Source organism: Novosphingobium sp. NDB2Meth1, assembly GCF_900117425.1.
GTDB lineage: Bacteria > Pseudomonadota > Alphaproteobacteria > Sphingomonadales > Sphingomonadaceae > Novosphingobium.
Window position 1 is genome coordinate 432,639 of sequence record NZ_FPEH01000012.1, and the last position, 13,685, is coordinate 446,323.

Genomic DNA, 13,685 nt, shown 5'->3' on the forward strand with positions numbered 1-13,685 from the left:
TGTCCTCCCCATTTTTGCGAAGCAGAAATGGGGAGGTGGCCTGCCGCAGGCAGGTCGGAGGGGTCCTTTTGCCTAATATGCAGCATTAGTCTTCGCGATAGCCGCAATGAGCGGTTCAGCCGCGCGCGCTTGGCTGGCATACCGGATTCCTGATATAAGAAACGCGAAAGCCGAGGGCGAAATGAAGACGACAGCGCGGGTAGTGGTGATCGGCGGCGGTGTGGTGGGCGTGAGCACCCTTTACCACCTCGCCAAGCTGGGCTGGAGCGACTGCGTCCTCATCGAGCGCAAGGAGCTCACTTCGGGTTCGACCTGGCACGCTGCTGGTCTGCTGCCGCTGTTCAACCTCTCGTACTCGGTCGGCAAGCTGCACCAGTATTCGGTCGATCTCTATCCCTCGCTGGAGGCCGAAACCGAGCTCAACGTCGGCTTCTCCAACGTCTCCAACATCCGCCTCGCCACGACGCGTGACCGCATGGACGAGTACAAGTACTACGCCGGCGTCGCCAGGACGATCGGGGTCGAGGTCAATTTCCTCACGCCCGACGAGGTCAAGGCGATCTGGCCGCTGGCCGAGATGCAGAACGTGATCGGCGCGATACAGCACCCGGCGGACGGCTATATCCAGCCCGCGGACCTGACGCAGGCGCTCGCCAAGGGTGCCCGCCAGCGCGGCGCCACGATCTACCGCAACACGACCGTCACAGGCATCACCCAGAAGGCCAATGGCGAATGGGTGGTCACGACCGATCAGGGCGAGATCACCTGCGAGCACGTCGTCTCCGCCACCGGCAGCTTTGCCCGCCAGACGGGCGCGATGGTCGGGCTCGACATCCCGGTCGTCCCGGTCGAGCACCAGTACATCGTCACCGAGCAGCACCCCGCGATCATGGAGCGCCGCAAGCAGGGCCTCCCCGAAATGGGCGTGCTGCGCGAGTCCGACGCCAGCTGGTATATGCGCGAGGAAGCCGGCGGTCTGCTGCTCGGGCCCTACGAGATCGGCGCGCCCGCGTGCTATGTGAAGGGCCCGGCAGCCAACAGCGAATACGAGCTGTTCCCCGACGCGCTGGAGCGTCTGGAACCCTATATCCTCTCGGCCATCGAACGCGTGCCGGCATTCGGCGAAGTCGGCGTGAAGAAAGTCTACAACGGCGCGATCGCCTATACGCCTGACGGTTCCCCCATCGTCGGCCCGGCGTGGGACAAGAAGAACTTCTGGCTCAACGAAGGCCACTCGTTCGGCATTACAGCGGCCGGCGGTGCGGGCTGGCAGCTGGCGCAGTGGATCGTCGAGGGCGAGCCAAGCATCGACATGATGGGCGTCGATCCGCGCCGCTTCGGCGACTATGCGGGCGAGGGCTACCTCATCGAGAAGAACGAGGAAGCCTACGCCAAAGTCTTCACCGTCCACTACCCCGACGAAGAGCGCGAGGCCGCGCGCCCGCTGCGCCGCACGCCGTGCTACGACCGGATGAAGGCGCTGGGCGCGGTGTTCGGCTCTGTGTTCGGGTGGGAGCGTCCGAACTGGTTTGCGCCCGAAGGTTATGAACTGACCGATGCCGATCTCGACCGGCCCGACGTGATCCTCAATCACAACCACCCCGATGTGCCGGGCGAGCCGATCCGCGAGAAGTGGTCGTTCCGGCGCTCGAACTACTTCGAGCATGTCGGCAACGAATGCCGCCACGTGACGAGCCACGTCGGCATTCAGGACATGTCGGCCTTTGCGAAGTGCATGATCTCCGGCCCCGGCGCGGAAGACTGGCTCAATGGCCTGCTTTCCAACGTGGTCCCGAAGAAGATCGGCCGCGTGACGCTTTCGTACCTGCTGACGGACAGCGGCGGCGTGCGCGCCGAGTTCACCGTCTACAAGAAGGGCCCGCAGCAGTATTACCTCGTCTCGGCGGGTGCGCTGGAGCGGCATGACCAGGACTATCTGCTCAAGGCCCTGCCGACCGATGGTTCGGTGCGCTTCGAGCGGCTGACGACGGCGATGGGTGTGCTGGTGGTCGCGGGTCCGAAGTCGCGCGAGACGCTGCAGAAGCTGACCCACGCCGACCTTTCGAACGAGGCATTCCCCTGGCTGACCGGCCAGTCGGTCTCTCTCGGCTCGGCCAAGGTCGACCTGCTGCGCGTCAACTTCATCGGCGAGCTGGGCTTCGAGATCCACCATCCCATCGAGATGCAGAACTACATATTCGACAAGATCATGGCGGCGGGCGCGGAGTTCCAGATCAAGCCATTCGGCATCCGCGCGATGACCGCGATGGCGATCGAGAAGAGCTACAAGCTGATCCCGCGCGAGCTTTCGATCGAATATGCCGCGCTGGAATCGGGCCTCGAACGTTTCGTCAGCTTCAAGAAGCCCGCGTTCAAGGGCCGCGAGGGGTTGCTGGCGCGCAAGGAAGCGGGCCTAAAGTGGCAGTTCGTCACGCTCGAAGTGCTGGGCGTGACCGATGCCGATGCGCGCGGCTCGGAAGCGATCTTCCGCGATGGCGCGCTGGTGGGCCGCGCGACTTCGGGCGGCTATGGCTGGCGAACGGCCAAGAGCCTCGCGCTCGCGATGGTCGCGCCGGAGCACGCGGCCGTCGGCACGGAACTGGAAATCGTGATCCTGGGTGAACCACACCGGGCGGTCGTGATCCCGGACTCGCCCTTCGACCCGGACAACAACGCATTGCGGAGCTGACGCACATGATGCACTTTGACGCGATCGCCGAAAGCCTGAAGGCGGACAAGCCGGGCTTCACCCTCCCGCAGAAGCTTTACGTGAGCGAGGAGGCCTACCGGTTCGATACCGAGGTCATGCTCAAGCAGGTGTGGCTCTATGCCTGCACCGTCGCGCACGTGAAGAACCCGGGTGATCAGTTCCTGTTCGAGCTGGGCGAAACGTCGGTGATCGTGGTGCGCGACAAGCAGGGCGAAATCCGCGCCTTCCACAACACCTGCACGCATCGCGGCGCCAAGCTGTGCGAGAGCGCGGGCAAGTCTGCGCGTATTACCTGCCCCTATCACCAGTGGACTTTCGCGCTCGATGGCAAGCTGCTGGCCGCGCGCAACATGCCGGAGGACTTCAACAAGGCCGATAACGGCCTGCGCCCTGTTGCGCTCGAAAACATCGGCGGCCTGATCTTCCTGTGCCTTTCGGACAATCCCCCGCCAATCGACCGCGTGAAGGCCGATATCGAAGAGCAGATCGCGATCTTCGACATGACCAAGCTCAAGGTGGCGGTGCAGGACGACCTGATCGAGCCCGCCAACTGGAAGCTCGTGATGGAGAACAACCGCGAGTGCTATCACTGCGACGCGGGCCATCCGGAGCTGATGAAGTCGCTGTCGACCTATGGCTTCGGCAAGGGCCTGCCCGAAGATGGCGAAGCCGATGTGGTCGATGACGCCGCGTTCGATGCCATGCTCGAAGCGCAGCGCCAGCGCTGGAAGGATCTTGGGATCTACTACGATCTGATCGAGTTTCCGGAGGGCTGGTGGCACCGCGTGGCGCGCCTGCCGCTGGCGAACGGCGCCGTTTCGCAGACGCTCGACGGCAAGCCTGCCTCGAAGAAGCTGATCTGGCCGCATGGCGACAAGGAGCAGACCAGCCTTTCGGTCTGGACCCAGCCCAATTCCTGGCACCACTTCTGCTGCGATCACGTGGTGACGTTCTCGCTCACGCCGCTGGGCCCGGACAAGACGCTGCTGCGCACGACCTGGCTCGTGCACGAAGATGCAGTTGAAGGCGTCGACTACGATCCCGAGAACCTCGCTGCCGTGTGGCGCGCGACCAACGCGCAGGACAGCCACTTCTCGGCAATCAACCACGCCGGGATCAAGGGCGATGGCTATCGCCCGGGGATGTATTCGGTCGAGGAGAAGCTGGTGGACGCGTTCAAGGCCTTCTATGTCGAGCGCAGCCGCGCTGCCCTGGGGATCGACTGACGATGAAGCGGTTTTCCGGTTTCAACCTGATCGGCGAGGCGTTTCGCAGCCATCAGGGCTGGCCCGAGCACTGGCCCGACAAGGCCCCGAAGGCGAGCTACGATGCGATCATCGTCGGCGCGGGCGGGCACGGCCTCGGCGCGGCCTATTACCTCGCCAAGAAGTACGGCATCACCAACGTGGCCGTGATCGAGAAGGGCTGGCTGGGCGGCGGGAACACCGGGCGCAACACCACGATCATCCGCTCGAACTACCTCTATGACGAGAGCGCGCATCTCTACGATCACGCGGTGAAGCTGTGGGACGGGCTCAGCCAGGAGCTCAACTACAACATCATGTATTCGAAGCGCGGCGTGCTGATGCTCGCGCACAATGTGCATGATGTGCAGAGCTTCAAGCGGCACATCCACGCCAACCGGCTGAACGGCGTCGACAACGAATGGCTGACGGCAGAAGAGTGCAAGGCCTATTGCCCGCCGCTCGATATCTCGCCGCGTACCCGCCATCCGGTGCTGGGCGGCGCGCTGCAGCGGCGCGGCGGCACGGCGCGGCATGACAGCGTGGCCTGGGGCTACGCGCGCGCCGCTGCGGCGCTGGGCGTGGACATCATCCAGAACTGCGCGGTGACGGGCATCCGGCGCGGCGCGGACGGGGCGGTGGAAGGCGTCGAGACCGAGCGCGGCTTCATCGCGTCGCGCCGGGTCGGCGTTTCGGCGGCGGGCAGCACTTCGCTCGTGATGAAGATGGCCGGGCTCGATTTCCCGCTGGAGAGCTATCCGCTGCAGGCGCTGGTGTCGGAGCCGGTGAAGCCGATCTTCCCTTGCGTGGTCATGTCGAACACGGTCCATGCCTACATGAGCCAGTCCGACAAGGGCGAGCTGGTGATCGGTGCGGGCACGGACCAGTACACCAGCTATTCGCAGCGCGGCGCGTTCCATATCGTCGAGCACACGCTGGCGGCGATCTGCGAGATCTTCCCGATCTTCACGCGGATGCGGATGCTGCGCACCTGGGGCGGCATCGTCGACGTGACGCCGGACCGCTCGCCGATCCTTGGCAAGACGCCGGTCAAGGGGCTCTACGTGAACTGCGGTTGGGGCACCGGCGGCTTCAAGGCGACGCCGGGGGCGGGCGATCTCCTCGCCTATACAATCGCGCACGACGAGCCGCACAAGATCAACGCGCCCTACAATCTCGACCGGTTCCGCAATGGCCGGCTGATCGACGAGGCGGCTGCGGCCGCCGTCGCGCACTGAGGCACAATCCATGCTCTTGATTCATTGCCCCTATTGCGAAGAGGCGCGGCCGGAGGTCGAGTTCGTCTATGGCGGCGAGGCGCATATCGCGCGGCCCCTCGATCCTTCCACCTACTCCGACGAACAGTGGGAGGAATTTCTCTATATCCGCAGCAATCCGCGCGGCCGGCACCATGAGCGCTGGCGGCACACGCACGGCTGCGGGCGCTTCTTCAATGCGGTGCGCGATACGGTGACCGACGTCTTTGAAACAACCTACAAGGCCGGGGAGGCCCGCAAGTGAGCGGCTTCAGACTGGCGGATGGCGGCCGCATCGACCGCAGGACCAAGCGCAATTTCACGTTCGACGGCAAGGCCCGCTGGGGCTATGCGGGCGACAGCCTTGCCTCTGCGCTGCTGGCGCAAGGGCAGATGCTGTTCGGGCGCTCGTTCAAGTACCACCGTCCGCGCGGCATTCTGGGTGCCGGCGTGGAAGAGCCGAATGCGCTGGTGACGGTGGATCGCGGTCCGGGCCGGGTGACCCCCAATCTGCGCGCGCCCTCGGTGGCGCTGCATGACGGGCTCAAGGCGACGAGCCAGAACCGGTTCCCGACTCTCAAGACCGACCTCATCGCCGTCAACAATGTGCTTTCGGCGTTCTTCCCGGCGGGCTTCTACAACAAGACCTTCATGTGGCCGCGCGCGGCTTGGGAGAAGGTCTACGAGCCGATCATCCGCCGTCTCGCGGGTCTGGGCGACAGCCCGACGACGCGCGATCCGGACCACTACGACGCCACTTATGCCCATTGCGAGACGCTGGTCGTCGGCGCGGGGCCGGCGGGCATCGCGGCGGCGCTGGAGGCGGCGGCGAACGGTGGCCGGGTGATCCTGATCGACGAGCAGGAAGAGATCGGCGGCGGTGCGCTGAGCGATCCGGCGCAGTGGGCGTGGCTGGCCGAAGCCAGCGCAAAGCTCGCTGCCATGGACAACGTGACAGTGCTGCCACGTACGACCGCCATCGGCCACTATCACCAGAACTTTGTGGTCGCCGCCGAGCGGCTGACCGATCACCTCTCGCTGGCCGAAGCCGAAGGTGCGCGCGAGAAGCTGTGGCGCATCCGGGCGGGCGAGGTCGTGCTGGCAATGGGCGCGATCGAGCGGCCGCTGGTGTTCGAGGGCAACGACGTGCCCGGCGTGATGCTGGCGAGCGCGGCGAAGACCTTCGCGCTGCGTTATGGTGTCGCGGTGGGCCGCAAGCTCGTCGTCATGGCGGTGCATGACAGCGGTTGGCGCGATGCGCTTGCGCTGCACAAGGCAGGCGTGAATATCGCTGCGATTGTCGATCTGCGGCGCGATGTTGCGTCCGAGCTTACCGAGGCTGCGCGCAATGCGCGGATTGCGTGCTACCAAGGCTATGCGGTGACGAGCGTGTCCGGCGGCCAGGCGGTGAAGGGCGTCACGATCGCGCTGGCCGGGATCGGCAAGGGTCAGCAGCTTGATTGCGACGCCGTGCTGATGGCCGGTGGCTGGACCCCGACTGTGCATCTGTGGAGCCACGCCAAGGGCACGCTGCGCTGGGAAGAGAGATGGGGCGCCTATGTGCCTGACAAGACGCACGAGAATCTGCGCTGCGTCGGGGCCTGCGCGGGCGATTGGGACTTCGGCAAGGGCCTATCGGGCGGGCTGCTGCCGGCACCCAAGCCGCTCCATGAAAGCAAGGCCTTCGTCGATTTCCAGAACGACGTGAAGGCGCGTGATATTGGCCTCGCGGTGCAGGAAGGCTTCCGCTCGATCGAGCATATCAAGCGCTACACCACCAATGGCATGGCGACCGATCAGGGCAAGACCTCGAACCTGAATGGCCTGCAGATCGCCTCGGGCGTGCTGCACCGGCCGGTGACCGAGATTGGTCTCACGACCTTCCGCCCGCCCTATACGCCGCAGAGCTTCGGCGCGATCCTGGGGCATCACAAGGAAGCGCTGTTCCAGCCTTTGCGCAAGACGGTGATCGACGATTGGGCGGCTGCGCAAGGCGCGGTCTACGAGAACGTCGCGCAGTGGCGGCGTGCGCGGTATTTCCCGCAAGGGTCCGAGGACATGGACGCGGCGGTGGCGCGCGAGTGCCGTACCGTTCGTTCGGCGGTGGGCGTGTTCGATGCCTCGACGCTGGGCAAGATCGAGGTCGTGGGTCCGGATGCGGCGGAGTTCCTCAACCGCATGTACACGAACCCGTGGAAGTCCTTGGAGCCGGGGCGGTGCCGCTATGGCCTGCTGCTCGGCGAGCATGGGTTCATCATCGACGACGGCGTTTCGGCGCGGCTTGCGCCGGACCGGTTCCACCTGACGACGACGACCGGCGGCGCGGCGCGCGTGCTGAACCTGATGGAGGACTACCTCCAGACCGAGTGGTCTGACCTCGATGTGTGGCTGACCAGCACGACCGAGCAGTGGGCGGTGATCGCGGTGCAGGGCCCCAAGGCCCGCCGCGTGATCGAGCCGCTGGTGGAAGGCATCGACCTTTCGCCCGAAGCGTTCCCGCATATGTCGGTGCGGGAGGGCATGATCTGCGGCGTCGATACGCGGCTGTTCCGGGTGAGCTTCACCGGCGAGCTGGGCTTCGAAGTCAACGTGCCCGCGCAGCATGGCCGCATGGTGTGGGAAGCGATCTGGGCCGAGGGGCAGAAGCACGGCGCGGCGGCCTATGGCACCGAGACGATGCACGTGCTGCGCGCGGAGAAGGGCTTTATCATTGTCGGTCAGGACACGGATGGCACCGTGACCCCGGACGATGCGGGGCTGGGCTGGGCAGTCGGCAAGAAGAAGCCCGATTTCGTCGGCAAGCGTTCGCTGAGCCGTCCGGACATCGTCGCGCCGGGCCGCAAGCAACTGGTCGGCCTGCTGACGGATGATCCGCAGGCGGTGCTGGAGGAAGGCGCGCAGATTGTCGCCGATCCCAATCAGCCGGTGCCGATGACGATGATCGGGCACGTGACCTCGTCGTACCACAGCGCGACGCTGGGCCGTTCGATCGCGATGGCGTTGGTGGCGGGTGGACGCGACCGGATGGGCGAGACGCTGCATATTCCGATGCCTGACAAGACGATTAGCGCGAAGGTCGTCGCCCCGATGTTCTATGATGCCGAAGGGAGCCGCCTCAATGGTTGAGATCGCAGAAATAGCGGTTTCGGCGGCCGAGCTGAAGCTGGGCACGGAGCCGGTTGCGGGCGCTAGTGTGACGCTGTCGCATGCAGCGCCGCGCGCGCGGTATTCGCTGCGGGCGCGTGATGCCAAAGTGCTATCGGACGTGATCGGCCGTGCGCTGCCAGGCAGGATCGGGGATCAGGCCGATGGCGCAATCTGCCTCGGGCCGGACGAGTGGTATGCCATCTTGCCCGAAGGTACGGCGATGCCGCGCGGTGAGGGGCTGCCGGTGAGCGTGACCGACATCTCGTCGCGCGCATTGGGGCTGGTGCTCGAAGGGCCGGGTGCGCTTGGCGTTCTGTCGAGCGGGTGCCCGCTCGATCTTGGCAAGATGGCGGTGGGCCGCGCGACGCGGACGGTGTTCGAAACGGTCGAGATCATCGTGTGGCGCGAGGCGGAGGATCGTTGGCATGTCGAAGTCTGGCGCAGCTTTGCGACGTGGCTTTGGAATGCGTTCCTTGCCGCGATTCCGGGTGCGCACGGATGAGCGATGCCGCTTTGAAGGATGCGCTTGCCGCGCTGGGGATCGGGTGGTCGATCCTCGAGCATGAGGCGGTCTACACGGTCGAGGAAAGCCTTGCCATCCACGACGCGCTGCCCGGCGCGCATACCAAGAACCTGTTTCTGAAGGATGCGGGCGGGCAGTTCTGGCTGGTGACGGTCGAGCATATGCGCCGGGTGGACCTCAAGGCGCTGGCGGGCGTTATCGGCGCGAAGAAGCTGAGTTTCGGCAAGGCCGAGGACATGGAGCGCCTGCTGGGCGTGACGCCGGGGTCGGTAACGCCGCTGGCTGCGCTGAATGATACCGGCGGCGCGGTGCGCGTGGTGCTCGATTCCGAGCTGGCGGCGGTGGATATCGTGAACGTCCACCCGCTGCGCAATACGGCGACTGTCGGGCTTTCGGGGGCAGATCTTGTTCGCGCGCTGGGCGCCTGGGGGCATGATCCGCTGATCGCAGCCATTCCCGAACGCACATGACCGTCTCGACTTTCGAGCTGTTCAAGATCGGCGTCGGGCCTTCGAGCTCGCACACCGTGGGGCCGATGGTGGCGGCGCGGCGGTTCGGGCTGCTGCTCGAAGAGCGCGGTCTGCTGGAGCCTACCGTCCGCGTCGAAGTCGATCTCTACGGCTCGCTGGCGCTGACGGGGAAGGGGCACGCTTCGGATACCGCTGTGCTGCTGGGCCTGATGGGCGAGACGCCTTCGGAGGTCGATATTGATGCGGCGCCGGGCCGGATCGCGGCGGTGCATGAGACGGGGCAGATTGATCTGCTGGACAGACACCGGGTGCGGTTTGCGCCGGCGGACGATCTCCATTTTCACCAGCGCGAGCGGCAGCCGTTCCACTCCAATGCCATGGCGCTCAATGCCTATGGCGCGGACGACGTGCTGTTGCTGCGGCGGTTCTACTATTCGGTCGGCGGCGGCTTCGTGCTCGACGAGGAAGAAGCCGGACGCAATGCGCCTGCTGGCGATGCGGCGCCGGTGCCCTATCCCTTCACGACCGGCGACGAACTCATCAAGATGGCGGGCGAGGCGGGCCTTTCGATTGCCGAGCTGATGCTGGCGAACGAGACGGCGCTGCGGCCCTTGGAGGACGTGCAGCAGGGTCTCGACCTGATCGCCGATACGATGGCGGCATGCATCGATCGTGGCACTTCGCAGGGCGGCATTCTGCCCGGAGGACTCAGGGTGAAGCGCCGCGCGCAGGGGATCGCGGCGGAACTCGTCTCGCGCCAGCAGGCGGCACTCAGCGATCCGCTGGTGGTGCTCGACTGGATCAACCTCTGGGCCATGGCAGTCAACGAGGAGAACGCCGCCGGGGGCCGCGTGGTGACGGCACCGACCAATGGCGCGGCAGGGATCATCCCGGCGGTTCTGCGCTATTACGAGCGGTGCTATCGCGGCGACGTGGCGGGTCGGCGGACGTTCCTGCTGACAGCGGCGGCGATTGGCGCCTTGTACAAGCGCAATGCTTCGATCTCCGGCGCGGAAGTCGGTTGTCAGGGCGAAGTGGGCGTGGCCTGCTCGATGGCGGCGGCGGGGCTGACGGCGGCACTCGGGGGAACCAATGCACAGATCGAGAATGCCGCCGAGATCGGGATGGAGCACAACCTCGGGCTCACTTGCGATCCGGTCGGGGGCCTCGTGCAAATTCCCTGCATCGAGCGCAATGCGATGGGCGCGGTGAAGGCCATCGACGCCTCGCGCCTCGCGCTGCTGGGCGACGGCGAGCATATGGTCAGCCTCGACAAGGTGATCGAGACGATGCGCCAGACCGGGTTCGACATGCGCGACAAGTACAAGGAAACCTCGCAGGGCGGGCTCGCGGTGAACGTGGTGGAGTGCTGAGGGGGGGCGCTATTCCATAAATAGGGACAGTCCCCATTTATTCGGGTCGCCTTTGCCAATGCGAACACAGATTGCTGAATAAATGGGGACTGTCCCTATTTATGGGTGGTCAGCATGAGTTGGTCGACAGCCCCTCGTCCCCTTGATACGATCTAGGACAACTGTTCAGGTTGGGGGGTAAGGCATGACGGTTTCGCGGCGCATCGGGCTTTTGGGTGGACTGATTGCAGCCGCATGGGCGCTGCCTGCTTCGGCAAAGGAAGCGGTCGATCTCATCCTCCACCACGGCCAGGTCATCACGGTCGACCGCGCGTTCACGCTGAAGACGGCGGTTGCGGTGAAAGGCGAGCGCATCGTGGCGGTCGGCGGCGAGGAATTGCTCGAGGCCTATTCGGCGCCCAAGGTGATCGACCTTGCCGGCAAGACGCTGATGCCGGGCTTCATCGATACGCACCTGCATCCCAAGCCCGTCTTGCCCAATGACATCGCGGTGCAGGACGCCAAGAGCATCGCCGAAGTGCAGGCCATGCTGCGCGCCAAGGCCAAGGAGCTGGGGCCGGGCAAGTGGATCACCGGCTATGGCTGGCAGGAATCGAACTTTGCAGAGAAGCGCAATCTGAGCCGCGCCGATCTCGATACCGCCGCGCCCAACAATCCGGTCATGCTCGTCCGTGCTGGAGGTCACTCATCGACGTCTAACTCGGCGGCTTTGCGCATTGCGGGCGTGGATCGCAACACGCCTGACCCCGTGAACGGGCTCATCGAACACGACCAGACCGGCGAGTTGAACGGCATTATCCGTGAGCGTTTCGATATCGTCGATCAGTTCATCCCTGAACCAAGCTGGCAGGAGATGCGGCCTGCGACGATTGCATGGCTGCGCAAGATTCTCGAACTTGGAATCACAAGCTTTCATGACGCCAGCGGAACGATCGACGATGAGCCGATCGACAAGGGTGGTACCGCAAAACCAATCAAGGCAGGAACTGTTGGCGGCGCTGGCACCATGACGTTTCGCCGCGCCCGTGAACTCTACGCAGCGCTTGGGGACAGTTTGCCGCGCATCACAATGTACATCGTTTACCCGGGTGCGGAGCGGCTGAAGGCATTTCCCTACCATACAGGCTTTGGCGACAACCGAGTGCGCCTTGGCGCGATCGGGGAAAATCAGGTCGACGGGGGCTTTACCGGTCCGACCGCGTGGCTTCTCGCTGACTACAAAGGCCAACCGGGGTTTCGCGGAAAGGGCTCGTTCAGCGATGCCGAATTGCAGGAGATGGTCGATACTTCCGCGAAGCTGGGCTGGCAGATGGGCCTTCACGCCATTGGCGATGCGGCCATCGTGCAGGCGGTCAAGGCCTACCACAACGCGCTGACGACGATCCCCGATTCTGCCCATGCACCCAATGACCGGCGCTGGTTCCTCGATCACTTCACGATCATGCCGCCCGAAGACACGATGGCGACGATGGCGCAGGATCATGTGATGATCTCGCAGCAGCCCAACTTCCTCTACAATCTCGATGACCGCTATTCGGCACTGCTCGATGACTGGCGGCTCGCGCACAACAATTCGATCAGCACGCCGGTCTACAAGTTCGGCTTGTTTATGGCCTTTGCCAGCGACAACCTGCCGATCGGACCGCTGGTCGGGCTCTATGCGGCAACGACGCGCAAGGGGCCTGCGGGCGTGCCACGCGGGCCGGAGGAAGCGGTCAGCCGCGCCGAGGCGATCCGCATGTATACCGCGAACGGCGCGTACCTTTCGTGGGAGGAGAACGAGAAGGGCACGCTGGAGCCGGGCAAGCTGGCCGACATGATCGTGCTGCCGTTCGACCCGCTGACCGCGCCGGAGGAGACCTTCCTCACCGGCAAGGTGGAGATGACCTTCGTCGGCGGGAAGCTGGTCTATCAGCGTGGCAAAAAGGTCGCACTCGGCCGGTAATGGCCTGTGGATAAGCCGGGGGATACCGCCAATATTGCAGTCCTGCGGCAGATTTTGAGAATTGCCACGCAGCTGCCTCTGAACATCGTCACCGGAGCGCCGAAACCCAAGGGCTTCGGAAAGCATTACGACGATGATCGGCAAGCTTCTACGTGGCGGTTTTACAGCCGTATTCGCTCTGGCCTCCAGCATTTCGCTGTCAGCTTCACCCGGAACGTTCGGGCCATCATCACTGGATGGCGAACTGGAGCACGGAAAATACGTAGGGGCGCTGCAGCTGCAAGGCGAAGTGTTCCACGTGCAGGGGCTGGCGCTCGATCCCGCGCATGTGTGGGTGACCTCGGTCGATCATGGCGGACAGCGCGCTTTCCTTCATGTGTTCGACCGGGCGAGCGGGCGCTTCCTGCGGCGGATCGAGCTGACCGACGGGGCGCGCTATCATCCGGGCGGGCTTTCGCTTTCGGGCCGTTCGCTGTGGGTGCCCTTGGCGGAACTCAGGCCGGACAGCTCGGCGGTGCTGATGGAGATCGACGCCGAGACGCTGACCGTGCGCCGACGGATCGCGGTGGCGGACCATATCGGTTGCGTGGCGGCGGATGGCACGAAGCTGGTTGCGGGCAACTGGGACAGCCGGCAGCTTTACCAGTTCGATCTCAAGCGCGGGACCGCACCGGTGCGCGTGGTGGACAACCCTTCGGGCACGCATTTCCAGGACATGAAGTTCGTGGATGGCCTGCTGGTCGCGGGCGGCAATACGAGCTGGCTGGCGGGCACGCTCGACTGGATCGATCCGGCGACGATGCGGGTGACGCGCTCGCTCAAGGCGGGTTCGATCGGCCCGGTGCGGCCGTTCGGACGGGGCGGCCCGGTGACCGGTGAAGGCATGGCGATCGAGGGGCGCGATGTCTATGTGCTGCCTGAGGATGGGCCGAGCCGGGTGTTCCATTTCCGCCTGAACGCCTGAGCCTCCCGGGCGGCTATCGCAATTTTCTATGGAGGGCGAGCAAAGGGTGCTTC

General features: G+C 64.9%; 10 protein-coding genes. All 10 read left to right on the forward strand.

The window, feature by feature from the left end:
- Positions 1–181 precede the first annotated feature (181 nt).
- The 10 genes from NDB2M1_RS06590 (at position 182) to NDB2M1_RS06635 (ending at position 13,632) form a co-directional block, all read left to right on the forward strand.
- On the forward strand, positions 182–2,689 hold the full coding sequence (locus NDB2M1_RS06590) for a GcvT family protein (RefSeq protein WP_072380668.1): 2,508 nt from the start codon (positions 182–184) through the stop codon (positions 2,687–2,689).
- A 5-nt stretch (positions 2,690–2,694) separates the two neighbouring features.
- Complete coding sequence (locus NDB2M1_RS06595; RefSeq protein WP_072380670.1) at positions 2,695–3,936, forward strand: aromatic ring-hydroxylating oxygenase subunit alpha; 1,242 nt, start codon at positions 2,695–2,697, stop codon at positions 3,934–3,936.
- 2 nt (positions 3,937–3,938) lie between these two features.
- Positions 3,939–5,192, forward strand: coding sequence for a sarcosine oxidase subunit beta family protein (locus NDB2M1_RS06600; RefSeq protein WP_072380672.1), 1,254 nt, complete (start codon positions 3,939–3,941; stop codon positions 5,190–5,192).
- 10 nt (positions 5,193–5,202) lie between these two features.
- Positions 5,203–5,475 (forward strand): sarcosine oxidase subunit delta, encoded by a 273-nt coding sequence (locus tag NDB2M1_RS06605; RefSeq protein WP_072380674.1) that lies wholly within the window; start codon positions 5,203–5,205, stop codon positions 5,473–5,475.
- Positions 5,472–8,336, forward strand: coding sequence for a glycine cleavage T C-terminal barrel domain-containing protein (locus NDB2M1_RS06610; RefSeq protein ID WP_072380676.1), 2,865 nt, complete (start codon positions 5,472–5,474; stop codon positions 8,334–8,336). The genes NDB2M1_RS06605 and NDB2M1_RS06610 overlap by 4 nt, the downstream gene beginning before the upstream one ends.
- Positions 8,329–8,859 (forward strand): sarcosine oxidase subunit gamma, encoded by a 531-nt coding sequence (locus NDB2M1_RS06615; RefSeq protein WP_072380678.1) that lies wholly within the window; start codon positions 8,329–8,331, stop codon positions 8,857–8,859. Before NDB2M1_RS06610 ends, NDB2M1_RS06615 begins: the two co-directional genes overlap by 8 nt.
- Complete coding sequence (locus NDB2M1_RS06620) at positions 8,856–9,350, forward strand: prolyl-tRNA synthetase associated domain-containing protein (RefSeq protein ID WP_072380680.1); 495 nt, start codon at positions 8,856–8,858, stop codon at positions 9,348–9,350. Before NDB2M1_RS06615 ends, NDB2M1_RS06620 begins: the two co-directional genes overlap by 4 nt.
- Positions 9,347–10,723 carry an L-serine ammonia-lyase gene (locus tag NDB2M1_RS06625; RefSeq protein WP_072380681.1) on the forward strand — a complete coding sequence of 459 codons (1,377 nt, stop codon included), beginning with the start codon at positions 9,347–9,349 and terminating at the stop codon, positions 10,721–10,723. Before NDB2M1_RS06620 ends, NDB2M1_RS06625 begins: the two co-directional genes overlap by 4 nt.
- 184 nt (positions 10,724–10,907) lie before the next feature.
- Positions 10,908–12,668, forward strand: a complete 1,761-nt coding sequence (locus NDB2M1_RS06630) for an amidohydrolase (RefSeq protein ID WP_072380683.1) — start codon at positions 10,908–10,910, stop codon at positions 12,666–12,668.
- A gap of 133 nt (positions 12,669–12,801) precedes the next feature.
- On the forward strand, positions 12,802–13,632 hold the full coding sequence (locus NDB2M1_RS06635; RefSeq protein ID WP_143146652.1) for a DUF6454 family protein: 831 nt from the start codon (positions 12,802–12,804) through the stop codon (positions 13,630–13,632).
- Positions 13,633–13,685: the final 53 nt, after the last annotated feature.

Bases quoted from the DNA above. Each gene is read 5' to 3' on its own strand.
- NDB2M1_RS06590 (WP_072380668.1), top strand. From the start codon at position 182: ATGAAGACGACAGCGCGGGTAGTGGTGATCGGCGGCGGTGTGGTGGGC.
- NDB2M1_RS06595 (WP_072380670.1), top strand. From the start codon at position 2,695: ATGATGCACTTTGACGCGATCGCCGAAAGCCTGAAGGCGGACAAGCCG.
- NDB2M1_RS06600 (WP_072380672.1), top strand. From the start codon at position 3,939: ATGAAGCGGTTTTCCGGTTTCAACCTGATCGGCGAGGCGTTTCGCAGC.
- NDB2M1_RS06605 (WP_072380674.1), top strand. From the start codon at position 5,203: ATGCTCTTGATTCATTGCCCCTATTGCGAAGAGGCGCGGCCGGAGGTC.
- NDB2M1_RS06615 (WP_072380678.1), top strand. From the start codon at position 8,329: ATGGTTGAGATCGCAGAAATAGCGGTTTCGGCGGCCGAGCTGAAGCTG.
- NDB2M1_RS06620 (WP_072380680.1), top strand. From the start codon at position 8,856: ATGAGCGATGCCGCTTTGAAGGATGCGCTTGCCGCGCTGGGGATCGGG.
- NDB2M1_RS06625 (WP_072380681.1), top strand. From the start codon at position 9,347: ATGACCGTCTCGACTTTCGAGCTGTTCAAGATCGGCGTCGGGCCTTCG.
- NDB2M1_RS06630 (WP_072380683.1), top strand. From the start codon at position 10,908: ATGACGGTTTCGCGGCGCATCGGGCTTTTGGGTGGACTGATTGCAGCC.
- NDB2M1_RS06635 (WP_143146652.1), top strand. From the start codon at position 12,802: ATGATCGGCAAGCTTCTACGTGGCGGTTTTACAGCCGTATTCGCTCTG.